This is a genomic window from Streptococcus pseudopneumoniae (genome assembly GCF_001070815.1).
Taxonomy (GTDB): Bacteria; Bacillota; Bacilli; order Lactobacillales; family Streptococcaceae; genus Streptococcus; species Streptococcus pseudopneumoniae_P.
On record NZ_JVLX01000004.1, the window covers coordinates 1 to 11,677 of the forward strand.

The window sequence follows — 11,677 nt, forward strand, 5'->3', positions numbered from 1 at the left end:
AAACTAGGAAACTAGCCGCAGGTTGCTCAAAGCACTGCTTTGAGGTTGTAGATAAAACTGACGAAGTCAGTAACCATACCTACGGCAAGGCGACGTTGACGTGGTTTGAAGAGATTTTCGAAGAGTATTAGTTTTATTTCTACTGAATCTCCCATCTACTTACTCCTAAAGTTGCTTTCACTTGCCTCTTTTGATACACTTAAACTATGAATACAAATCTCAAACCCAAACTTCAGCGCTTCACTGCTGCGACTGCCTTTGCCTGTCCTATCTGCCAAGAAAATCTGACTCTGGTAGAGAGCAGTCTCAAATGTAGCAATCGCCATTCTTTTGACTTGGCTAAATTTGGCTATGTCAATCTGGCACCTCAAATCAAGCAATCTGCTAACTACGACAAAGAAAACTTTCAAAACCGTCAACAAATCCTAGAAGCCGGCTTTTATCAGGCTATTCTAGAGGTCGTTTCTGATTTACTTTCAAACTCAAAAAATGCCAAAACAATTTTAGATATCGGTTGTGGCGAAGGATTCTACTCTCGCAAACTCCAAGAAAGTCATCCCGACAAAACCTTCTATGCCTTTGACATCTCCAAAGATTCCGTCCAAATCGCTGCCAAGAGCGAACCCAACTGGGCAGTCAATTGGTTCGTTGGTGACCTAGCTCGCCTCCCTATAAAAGACGCCAGCATGGATATTCTGCTTGATATCTTTTCACCTGCCAACTATGGAGAATTTCGTCGCGTTTTATCCAAAGACGGTATCTTGATAAAGGTTATCCCAACTGAAAATCATCTCAAAGAAATCCGTCAAAGGGTACAGGACCAGTTGACAAACAAGAATTATTCTAATCAAGATATCAAAAATCATTTCCAAGAACACTTTACCATCCTATCTAGTCAAACAGCCTCTCTGACTAAGACTATAACAGCAGAGCAGCTCCAAGCCCTACTCAGCATGACACCTCTTCTCTTTCACGTCGACCAGAGAAAGATTGACTGGAACCAACTGACAGAGATTACCATCGAAGCGGAGATCCTTGTTGGGAAAACATTCTAAACGAGACTTCGCAAAGGTAGAAAACTTACTGAAAATCCTCAATATTACAAAAACGCATAAGAACAGGTGCTCAAAACCTTAATCTTATGCGTTTTGTTATAGTTTCCATACACATTAAGGGGAATTAGTTGAAATCAGTTCTCTTAATAACCATTGAATACCATATATTACATTTACTCCAAATATGATATAGGCCGTATAAATCAAGTATTTCGATTTCTCCCGCCTCAAAGAATAGATCTTGTACAAAATAAATAAATTTAAAGCAATAAATAATAGAGACAAAATCTTTCCTCCAAAATCAATCCTAACAGTAGGCTGTCAGGCATATACCTCATATTTATTTTCGATTCGAGATAACAAACTTATCAATAAATAGCAAGTGAAATAAGGCAAGTGTAATTCCCGATAAGCACCCATGATAAGAGATTTCTTGATGGGTAAGGGGGTAAAGATTACTATTACCCGCCAAGAGGCATGTTAAAATAACAAATAGAATCCAAAATAAATCCGTCCATTTATATTTTGAAAAATATTTTTTCCACATAAAAACACCTTCTTTCCTACAATCATATTATAATACTTTATGTAAGCGAATACAAGGGGTATGAGGTAATCAACTACGAATAAACATGAGGTTGAAGACAGTAAAAAACAGCATTTTAAGCCTTCACTGTATCTAGGATTTCCCTATTTTTAGACAAGATTGACCCAAATCCACAGCATTTAAAAAAGCGAATTCCAATCGAAACTCGCTTTTTTACAATTGGTAGTAGTATAAACTTGTATCTTAGTTCAAGTGCCAGATATCTTCGTTATACTGAGCAATTGTACGGTCAGATGAGAAGAATCCTGCTTTAGAAATGTTAACAATGACTTTATCCAACCATGCGTCACGGTCTTCGTAGTCAGCCAACATTTGTTCTTTAACCTTGATGTAGTCTTCCAAGTCAAGAAGAGTCATGAACCAGTCTTTGTTGATCAATTCATTGTAAAGACGTTCCAAGCGTTCTTTGTTTCCAGCTGCAAGGACTGCATCGCTAACGATGAAGTCAACCAATGGTTTGATAGCTTCACGAGCGTAGAATTCGCTTGATTTGTAAGCTGCTTTTTCGTAAAGGTCGATAACAGTTTCTGAATCTTCACCAAAGATGTAGATATTTTCGTCTCCAACCAACTCAGCGATTTCCACGTTAGCTCCGTCCATAGTACCAAGAGTCAAAGCTCCGTTCAACATGAATTTCATGTTACCAGTACCTGAAGCTTCTTTAGAAGCAAGTGAAATTTGTTCTGAGATATCACATGCTGGGATAAGGAAGCTTGCTGCAGTAACGTTATAGTTTTCAACCATAACTACTTGCAAGTGTGGAGCTACTGCTGGATCGTTAGCAATAACTTCTGACATGCAAAGGATTAAGTGGATGATGTCTTGAGCGATTGTATAGGCTGGAGCTGCCTTACCACCAAAGAAGATTGTGATTGGGCGAGCAGGGATGTTACCAGCTTTGATGTCAAGGTATTTGTGGATCACGTACAAAGCGTTCATTTGTTGGCGTTTGTACTCGTGAAGACGTTTGATTTGGATATCAAAGATAGAGTTTGGATTGATTTCCACACCTTGGTGTTCTTTCAAGTGACGAGCCAATTTACGTTTGTTGTGAGCCTTGATGCTTTCCAATTTTTCTTTGACAGCTGCTTTGTCTTCATAAGACAAAAGTTTTTCAAGCTCATCTGCTTCATGGTGCCAACCTTCTCCAATAATCTCATCCAAGTAGTGAGATAGTCTTGGGTTAGCATGCATGAGCCAACGACGGAAAGTGATACCGTTTGTTTTGTTGTTGAATTTTTCTGGGTAAAGGTCGTAGAAGGCTTTCAATTCAGAGTTCTTCAAGATTTCAGTGTGGAGTGCTGCTACCCCGTTAACACTGTATCCGTAGTGGATATCCATGTGAGCCATGTGAACACGTCCGCTCTCATCGATGATTTGAACAGCTGGATCTTTGTATTCTGCTTTCACGCGACGGTCCAATTCTTCGATGATTGGTACCAAATGAGGAACCACTTCTTGCAAGAATTCAAGAGGCCATTTTTCAAGGGCTTCAGCAAGGATTGTGTGGTTAGTGTAAGCAGTCATGCTACGAACGATTGAGATTGCTTCGTCAAGCTCGATACCACGTGCAGTCAAAAGACGGATCAATTCAGGGATAACCATTGATGGGTGAGTATCGTTGATTTGTACAACAGCGTAGTCAGCAAGGTCATGCAAGTTGCTTCCTTTTTCAATTGCTTCGTCGATGATCAATTGCGCACCGTTTGAAACCATGAAGTATTGTTGGAAGATACGGAGCAATTCACCTTGACGGTCACTATCATCTGGGTAAAGGAAAAGAGTCAAGTTGCGAGCGATATCTGTCTTGTCAAAGTTGATACCATCTTTAATAATAGAAGAATCAACTGAATCCAAGTCAAACAAACGCAAGCGGTTTTTAGTTGCTGTTTCATAACCAGTAACATCAATATCGTAAAGAGTTGATGTCAAAGTAAAGTCTGCAAATGGTACTTGGTAGCTACGGCTTGAACGAACCAACCAGTTTTGCTCTGTCAACCATGCATTTGGAATTGTTTCTTGTTGGTTGTTTTTAAGAACTTGTTGGAAAAGACCAAAGTGGTAGTTAAGACCAACACCGTCACCATTCAAACCAAGAGTTGCAATTGAGTCGATAAAGCAGGCAGCCAAACGTCCCAAACCACCATTACCAAGAGATGGTTCCAATTCAACTTCTTCAACTTCGATCAAGTCTTTACCTGCAGCAGCAAGTTCTTTTTTGACATCGTCGTAAAGACCAAGGTTGATCAAGTTGTTTGACAAGAGTTTACCAATCAAGAACTCAGCTGAGATGTAGTAAACTTTCTTTTTACCAGTGTTAACTGGTTTTTGGCTGCTTGCAAGCTTGCTGTAATTAAGAAGAGCCAGGTAAAGCTCTTCATTGCTACATTCTGCAATGGTTTTATTGTAACGATTTTGTACAAATTCTTGTAGTGATAACATGTTTAAGGTGTCTCCTGATATTGTATTATTTCTTTAATTCTACCAAATTTTCATTGATTCGGCGATAGATTGTTGTCAAGTCAAGCAAGCCTTCCTCGACAGCTGGTGTCAATTGATCCTCAGTCATACGCCAAGACCAGTTTCCACCAAGGGTAGATGGGAAGTTCATACGAGCTGCCTCATCCAATTCAAGCAAATCTTGCATAGTTGCAATTGCCATGAAGCTAACTGATGAAAAGACTGTACGAAGCATAGCGTGTGGCACTGTTTCGTATTCTTTACGGTTAGTGTAGCGAGCCATGTATTCACGAGTCGCATCATCGATCTCGTTACGGTACCAACCAAGGACCGTATTGTTATCATGTGTTCCTGTGTACATAACTGAGTTAGCAGGTGCCAAGTGTGGGCTATCGATGCTTTCGTCTTCTGGGTTGAAGGCAAATTGAAGAATCTTCATTCCTGGGAAGCCAGTACGTTCACGCAATTCGATCACTTCATCAGTCATGAAACCAAGATCTTCTGCGATGATGTTTAGCTCACCAAGTTCTTCCTTAACGGCTGCAAAAAGCTTGTAGCCAGGACCTTTCACCCACTCACCAGGTGCTGCTGTATCGGAACCAGCAGGGATTTCCCAGTAAGATTCGAAACCACGGAAGTGGTCGATACGAACGATGTCGTAGATTTTGAAGCTTTCACGCAAGCGTTCAATCCACCATTTGTAGCCGTCTTTGTCCATTGCTTCCCAGTCATAGATTGGGTTACCCCAAAGCTGACCAGTTGCAGAAAATTCATCTGGTGGGCATCCTGCGATGCAAGTCGCCTTACCGTTGACATCTGTCTTGAACAAATGTGGATTTGCCCACATATCGCTTGAATCTTCCGCTACATAGATTGGCATGTCTCCAACGATTTCGATGTGGTTGTCGTTAGCGTAAGCTTTCAATTTCAACCATTGTTGGAAGAAGAAGTATTGAGTCACACGGTGGTAAACCAACTTGTCTGCCAATTGCTCACGGTAGCTTTCAAGTGCTGAAGCTTTACGAGCACGAGCATCTGCATCTGGCCATTCAGTCCAAGCAAGATTTTCAAAATGCTCTTTGATAGCCATATACTCTGCAAAGAGTTCAAGCCATGATTGGTTGTCTTGAGCAAATTTCTCAAAATCTTTAACATCTCCGACTTCAAAGAAACATTTCACCGCTTTTTCCAAAAGAGGACGACGTGCATAGTAAATCTTAGCATAGTCAACTTCAGACGCATCGCTACCAAAGTCAACTCCTTCAAGGTCACTTGCTTCCAACAAACCTTGCTCCACCAAGATATCCAAATCGATAAAATGAGTGTTTCCCGCGAAGGCTGAGAAAGATTGGTAAGGAGAATCCCCGTAACTAGTTGTTCCTAATGGAAGGATTTGCCAGTAACGTTGTTTTGTACGGACCAAGAAATCAACGAAGTCGTAAGCACTTTGACCAAATGATCCGATTCCGTAGGCTCCTGGGAGAGAAGAGATGTGCATCAACACACCACTTTGACGTTTTTTCATAAACAACACCTCGTGTATTTGTAGTTTAAATTTTCATTTTCGGACGCAAACGTTTGCGCTATTACTAGTATAGCTTATTTTCTTGATAAATGCAAGCGTTTTTAAAAAACTTTTTGATTATTTTTTTAAAAAAATTTGTCCTTCTTTATGTATACATATACATTTTTCTTTTCTATTTACAAAATCTTCTTCAACTATAAATAGAAGGCTCAACTTAGCCTACGTTTGGTCTAGAGCAATTTATTTTTTGTTCAAAATTTAGGCAATCGTTTCCCTAAATAATTTCAGTAAAATCATGAAAATATGTTTTCTGACTTTTCTTCTATTATAAACAAATAAAACGCTTACCCTTTTCGTGAAATTTTTTTAAAGTTTTTACAAAAAACACTTGCAACCGTTTTCTATTTGTGCTATACTAGTCCCATAAAGGAAAACGTTTGCGTTTCCTCATTATAAAATTTGTTATTCTTTAGGAGGAATACACTATGTCATCTAAATTCATGAAGAGCGCTGCTGTGCTTGGAACTGCTACACTTGCTAGCTTGCTTTTGGTAGCTTGCGGAAGCAAAACTGCTGATAAACCTGCTGATTCTGGTTCATCTGAAGCGAAAGAAATCACTCTTTACGTTGAGGACCAATACAAAGCTTATGCTGAAACAGTAGCTAAAGCTTATAAAGAACAATCAGGAACAACAGTTAACATCAAATCTGGTGACCAAATGGGTGGGCTTGACAAACTTTCTCTTGACAACCAATCAGGTCAAGCTCCTGACGTTATGATGGCTCCATACGACCGTGTAGGTAGCCTTGGTACTGACGGACAACTTTCAGAAGTGAAATTGAGCGACGGTGCTAAAACAGATGATAAAACTAAATCTCTTGTAACAGCTGCTGACGGTAAAGTTTACGGTGCTCCTGCCGTTATCGAGTCACTTGTTATGTACTACAACAAAGACTTGGTAAAAGAAGCTCCAAAAACATTTGCTGACTTGGAAAACCTTGCTAAAGATAGCAAATACGCATTCGCTGGAGAAGATGGAAAAACTTCTGCTTTCCTAGCTGACTGGACAAACTTCTACTTTGCATACGGACTTCTTGCTGGTAACGGCGGTTACGTATTCGGACAAAACGGTAAAGACGCTAAAGACATCGGTCTTGCAAACGACGGCGCTATCAAAGGTGTAGAATACGCTAAAACTTGGTATGAAAAATGGCCTAAAGGTATGCAAGATACTGAAGGAGCTGGAAACCTAATCCAAACTCAATTCCAAGAAGGTAAAACAGCTGCTATCATCGACGGACCTTGGAAAGCCCAAGCCTTCAAAGACGCTAAAGTAAACTACGGTGTTGCAACTATCCCAACTCTTCCAAACGGAAAAGACTACGCAGCATTTGGTGGTGGTAAAGCTTGGATCATCCCATCAAGCACTAAGAACCTTGAAGCTGCTCAAAAATTTGTAGACTTCCTTGTTTCAACTGAACAACAAAAAGCCTTCTACGATAAAACTAATGAAATCCCAGCTAACACTGAAGCTCGTTCATACGCTGAAGGTAAAAATGATGAGTTGACAACAGCTGTTATCAAACAGTTCAAGAACGCTCAACCAATGCCAAACATCTCTCAAATGTCAGCTGTTTGGGACCCAGCTAAAACAATGTTGTTTGAAGCTGTAAGTGGTAAGAAAGATGCTAAAACAGCTGCTAACGATGCTGTAACATTGATCAAAGAAACAATCAAACAAAAATTTGGTGAATAAAAAATTTGTTCAAGGGGGGTGGAAATCAAATCCCCCTTTGAATTTATCAATAGAAACACAAATAATTTAGCTTTCTTATAAAAAGCGGTATCCTATGAAAGGAGTTATTATGGAAAAGCAACAACCTAGTAAAGCAGCCCTGCTGTCTATCATTCCTGGGTTAGGACAGATTTACAATAAACAAAAAGCCAAAGGTTTTATCTTCCTTGGTGTAACCATCGTATTTGTCCTTTATTTCCTAGCACTTGCAGCCCCTGAATTGAGCAATCTCATCACTCTTGGTGACAAGCCAGGTCGTGACAATTCCCTCTTTATGCTGATTCGTGGCGCCTTCCATTTAATCTTTGTAGTTGTTTATGTACTCTTTTATTTCTCAAATATTAAAGATGCTCATACAACTGCCAAACACATTAATAATGGTATTCCAGTAGCACTTACCTTTAAAGAAATGGTCAAAGGAATCTATGAAAATGGTTTCCCTTACCTCTTGATCATTCCATCTTATGTTGCCATGACCTTCGCGATTATCTTCCCAGTTATCGTAACCTTGATGATCGCCTTTACCAACTATGACTTCCAACACTTACCACCAAACAAATTGTTGGACTGGGTTGGTTTGACGAACTTTACGAACATCTGGAGTTTGAGTACCTTCCGTTCTGCCTTCGGTGCCGTTCTTTCTTGGACTATCATCTGGGCTTTGGCTGCCTCAACTTTACAGATCGTCATCGGTATCTTCACAGCTATCATTGCTAACCAACCATTTATCAAAGGAAAACGTATCTTTGGTGTTATTTTCCTTCTTCCTTGGGCTGTTCCAGCCTTCATCACTATCTTGACATTCTCAAATATGTTTAACGATAGTGTCGGAGCCATCAACACTCAAGTATTGCCAATCTTAGCTAAATTCCTTCCTTTCCTTGATGGTGCTCTTATTCCTTGGAAAACAGACCCAACTTGGACTAAGATTGCCTTGATTATGATGCAGGGTTGGCTTGGATTCCCATACATCTACGTTTTGACCTTGGGTATCTTACAATCTATTCCTAACGACCTTTACGAAGCAGCTTATATTGACGGTGCCAATGCTTGGCAAAAATTCCGCAACATCACTTTCCCAATGATCTTGGCTGTTGCGGCACCTACTTTGATTAGTCAATACACCTTCAACTTTAACAACTTCTCTATCATGTACCTCTTCAATGGTGGAGGACCTGGTAGTGTCGGAGGTGGAGCTGGTTCAACCGATATCTTGATCTCATGGATCTACCGTTTGACAACAGGTACATCTCCTCAATACTCAATGGCGGCAGCTGTTACCTTGATTATCTCTATCATTGTCATCTCAATCTCTATGATCGCATTCAAGAAACTACACGCATTTGATATGGAGGACGTCTAAGATGAATAACTCAATTAAACTCAAACGTAGACTGACTCAAACCCTTACTTACCTCTACTTAATTGGCCTATCGATCGTGATTATCTATCCACTGTTGATTACTATCATGTCAGCCTTTAAAGCAGGTAACGTCGCAGCCTTTAAACTAGATACTAACATCGACTTCAATTTTGATAACTTTAAAGGACTCTTTACTGAAACTCTATATGGTACTTGGTATCTCAATACCTTGATCATCGCCTTGATTACCATGGCGGTTCAAACAAGCATCATCGTACTTGCTGGTTATGCCTACAGCCGTTACAACTTCTTGGCTCGTAAACAAAGTTTGGTCTTCTTCTTGATTATCCAAATGGTGCCAACCATGGCCGCTTTGACAGCCTTCTTCGTTATGGCACTTATGTTGAACGCCCTTAACCACAGCTGGTTCCTCATCTTCCTCTACGTTGGTGGTGGTATCCCGATGAATGCTTGGCTCATGAAAGGCTACTTCGATACAGTGCCAATGTCTCTAGACGAATCTGCAAAACTAGACGGTGCAGGACACTTCCGCCGCTTCTGGCAAATTGTTCTTCCACTTGTTCGCCCAATGGTTGCCGTACAAGCTCTCTGGGCCTTCATGGGACCTTTTGGAGACTATATCCTTTCTAGTTTCTTGCTTCGTGAGAAAGAATACTTTACTGTTGCCGTAGGTCTCCAAACCTTCGTTAGCAATGTGAAAAACTTGAAGATTGCCTACTTCTCAGCAGGTGCTATCCTCATTGCCCTTCCAATCTGTATTCTCTTCTTCTTCCTACAAAAGAACTTTGTTTCAGGACTTACAAGTGGTGGCGACAAGGGATAATATATCCCCGCCACCCTTTTTCATTTTGAAGCTTGTGACTATAAAACTATCCTTGTAGCAAGCAATTTTTCTCCTAGACTTGAAATAAAGCACATTTCTCTATATAATAATACTCATATAGAAAACACCTTTTAGAAAGATACCTATGCTTCCATATCCATTTTCCTATTTTTCAAGTATTTGGGGATTTCGTAAGCCCCTGTCCAAACGTTTCGGGCTCAACTGGTTTCAGCTTCTCTTTACCAGTATCTTCCTTATCAGCTTATCTATGGTACCTATTGCCATCCAAAACAGTTCACAAGATACTTATCCGCTAGAAACCTTTATCGATAATGTCTATGAACCATTGACAGATAAGGTTGTACAGGATCTCTCTGAACACGCTACAATTGTTGATGGCAAATTAACTTATACTGGAACATCTAGTCAAGCGCCTTCTATTGTGATCGGTCCAAGTCAAAGCAAGGAATTACCTAAGGACTTGCAACTGCATTTCGATACGAATGAGCTAGTCATCAGCAAGGAAAGTAAAGAGCTGACCCGTATCTCTTACCGAGCGATTGAGACTGAGAGTTTCAAAAGTAAAGACAGCTTGACCCAAGCCATTTCTAAAGACTGGTATCAGCAAAATCGTGTCTATATCAGTCTCTTCCTAGTTCTCGGTGCGAGCTTCCTCTTTGGTTTGAATTTCTTTATTGTCTCTCTAGGAGCGAGTCTTCTCCTTTATATCACTAAGAAATCACGCCTCTTTTCATTTAGAACCTTTAAAGAGTGCTACCATTTTATCTTGAACTGTTTAGGATTACCAACTCTGATTACGCTTATTTTGGGATTATTTGGCCAAAATATGACAACTCTCATCACTGTACAAAACATTCTTTTTGTTCTATATCTGGTCACTATCTTTTATAAAACGCATTTCCGTGATCCAGATTACCATAAATAGGAGATTTTTATGCCCGTTACGATTAAAGACGTGGCCAAGGCTGCTGGTGTTTCGCCTTCAACCGTAACCCGTGTTATTCAAAATAAATCAACCATTAGCGACGAAACGAAAAAACGCGTTCGCAAGGCTATGAAGGAACTCAATTACCACCCCAACCTCAACGCTCGTAGTTTGGTAAGCAGTTATACCCAAGTTATCGGCTTGGTCCTTCCCGACGACTCAGACGCCTTCTATCAAAATCCTTTCTTCCCATCTGTCCTCCGTGGTATTGCCCAAGTCGCTTCTGAAAACCACTATGCTATTCAGATTGCAACAGGGAAAGATGAAAAAGAGCGTCTTAAAGCTATTTCACAGATGGTTTACGGCAAACGTGTGGATGGTTTGATCTTCCTTTATGCCGAAGAGGAAGATCCCTTGGTCAAATTGGTAGCTGAAGAGCAGTTCCCCTTCCTCATTCTAGGAAAATCCATTTCACCCTTTATCCCTCTTGTCGATAATGACAATGTCCAAGCTGGTTTTGATGCAACCGAATATTTCATCAAAAAAGGATGTAAACGAATTGCCTTTATCGGAGGTGCTAAGAAACTTTTCGTTACACAAGACCGTCTAACTGGTTACGAATCTGCGCTCAAGCAATACCAACTGCCTATTGATGGAAATTTAACCTATTTTGCAACGGAGTTCCTAGAAGAAAAAGGGTATCAATTTAGCAAGCTCCTCTTTCAGCATGATCCACAAATCGATGCTATCATCACAACCGATAGTCTCCTAGCTGAAGGGGTCTGTGATTATATCACAAAGCACCAACTGGATGTCCCTGTTCTCAGCTTTGACTCGGTCAATCCCAAGCTCAACTTGGTAGCCTATGTCGATATCAATAGTTTAGAGCTTGGTCGTGTTTCCCTTGAAACTATTCTCCAGATTATTAATGATAATAAAAACAATAAGCAAATTTGTTACCGTCAGTTGATTGCCCACAAAATTATCGAAAAATAAAAACCAGCTCACGCTGGTTTTTTTAGTCATTATACTCAATGAAAATCAAAGAGCAAACTAGGAAGCTAGCCGCAGGTTGCTCAAA

The 11,677-nt window shown here is 40.2% G+C and carries 9 protein-coding genes; 6 read left to right on the forward strand and 3 right to left on the reverse strand.

The annotated features are described in order from the left end of the window. Positions 1 to 206 precede the first annotated feature (206 nt). Positions 207 to 1,055: a putative RNA methyltransferase gene (locus tag ADG81_RS00525; RefSeq protein WP_049550591.1), complete on the forward strand. Its 849-nt coding sequence runs from the start codon at positions 207 to 209 to the stop codon at positions 1,053 to 1,055. A gap of 340 nt (positions 1,056 to 1,395) precedes the next feature. On the opposite strand, the gene ADG81_RS09955 is transcribed toward ADG81_RS00525, so the two are convergent. From ADG81_RS09955 to malQ, 3 genes are all read right to left on the reverse strand, one after another. Next, positions 1,396 to 1,602, reverse strand: a complete 207-nt coding sequence (locus ADG81_RS09955) for a membrane protein (RefSeq protein WP_045606609.1) — start codon at positions 1,600 to 1,602, stop codon at positions 1,396 to 1,398. A gap of 243 nt (positions 1,603 to 1,845) precedes the next feature. Next, complete coding sequence (locus tag ADG81_RS00535) at positions 1,846 to 4,104, reverse strand: glycogen/starch/alpha-glucan phosphorylase (RefSeq protein WP_049550592.1); 2,259 nt, start codon at positions 4,102 to 4,104, stop codon at positions 1,846 to 1,848. Positions 4,105 to 4,129: 25 nt separating this feature from the next. Beyond that, positions 4,130 to 5,647: a 4-alpha-glucanotransferase gene (gene malQ, locus ADG81_RS00540; protein ID WP_049550593.1), complete on the reverse strand. Its 1,518-nt coding sequence runs from the start codon at positions 5,645 to 5,647 to the stop codon at positions 4,130 to 4,132. 485 nt (positions 5,648 to 6,132) lie between these two features. On the opposite strand from malQ, the gene ADG81_RS00545 reads away from it, so the two are divergent. The 5 genes from ADG81_RS00545 to ADG81_RS00565 all read left to right on the forward strand — a co-directional run bounded on the left by ADG81_RS00545 (position 6,133) and on the right by ADG81_RS00565 (position 11,592). After that, entirely contained in the window at positions 6,133 to 7,404 is a 1,272-nt protein-coding gene (locus ADG81_RS00545; RefSeq protein WP_000095466.1) for an extracellular solute-binding protein, read from the forward strand. 109 nt (positions 7,405 to 7,513) lie between these two features. Further along, the gene (locus ADG81_RS00550; protein WP_049550594.1) at positions 7,514 to 8,806 is read left to right on the forward strand and encodes a sugar ABC transporter permease; all 1,293 of its coding nucleotides are present in this window, start codon (positions 7,514 to 7,516) and stop codon (positions 8,804 to 8,806) included. Between the two features lies 1 nt (position 8,807). Beyond that, positions 8,808 to 9,650, forward strand: coding sequence for a sugar ABC transporter permease (locus ADG81_RS00555; RefSeq protein WP_033675775.1), 843 nt, complete (start codon positions 8,808 to 8,810; stop codon positions 9,648 to 9,650). A gap of 145 nt (positions 9,651 to 9,795) precedes the next feature. Beyond that, entirely contained in the window at positions 9,796 to 10,596 is an 801-nt protein-coding gene (locus tag ADG81_RS00560) for a DUF1189 domain-containing protein (protein ID WP_049515779.1), read from the forward strand. Positions 10,597 to 10,605: 9 nt separating this feature from the next. After that, positions 10,606 to 11,592, forward strand: coding sequence for a LacI family DNA-binding transcriptional regulator (locus ADG81_RS00565; protein WP_049550595.1), 987 nt, complete (start codon positions 10,606 to 10,608; stop codon positions 11,590 to 11,592). Positions 11,593 to 11,677: the final 85 nt, after the last annotated feature.

Coding starts and splice junctions, on each gene's coding strand:
- ADG81_RS00555 (WP_033675775.1), top strand. CDS start 8,808: ATGAATAACTCAATTAAACTCAAACGTAGACTGACTCAAACCCTTACT.
- ADG81_RS00550 (WP_049550594.1), top strand. CDS start 7,514: ATGGAAAAGCAACAACCTAGTAAAGCAGCCCTGCTGTCTATCATTCCT.
- ADG81_RS09955 (WP_045606609.1), bottom strand. CDS start 1,602: ATGTGGAAAAAATATTTTTCAAAATATAAATGGACGGATTTATTTTGG.
- malQ (WP_049550593.1), bottom strand. CDS start 5,647: ATGAAAAAACGTCAAAGTGGTGTGTTGATGCACATCTCTTCTCTCCCA.
- ADG81_RS00560 (WP_049515779.1), top strand. CDS start 9,796: ATGCTTCCATATCCATTTTCCTATTTTTCAAGTATTTGGGGATTTCGT.
- ADG81_RS00535 (WP_049550592.1), bottom strand. CDS start 4,104: ATGTTATCACTACAAGAATTTGTACAAAATCGTTACAATAAAACCATT.
- ADG81_RS00565 (WP_049550595.1), top strand. CDS start 10,606: ATGCCCGTTACGATTAAAGACGTGGCCAAGGCTGCTGGTGTTTCGCCT.
- ADG81_RS00545 (WP_000095466.1), top strand. CDS start 6,133: ATGTCATCTAAATTCATGAAGAGCGCTGCTGTGCTTGGAACTGCTACA.
- ADG81_RS00525 (WP_049550591.1), top strand. CDS start 207: ATGAATACAAATCTCAAACCCAAACTTCAGCGCTTCACTGCTGCGACT.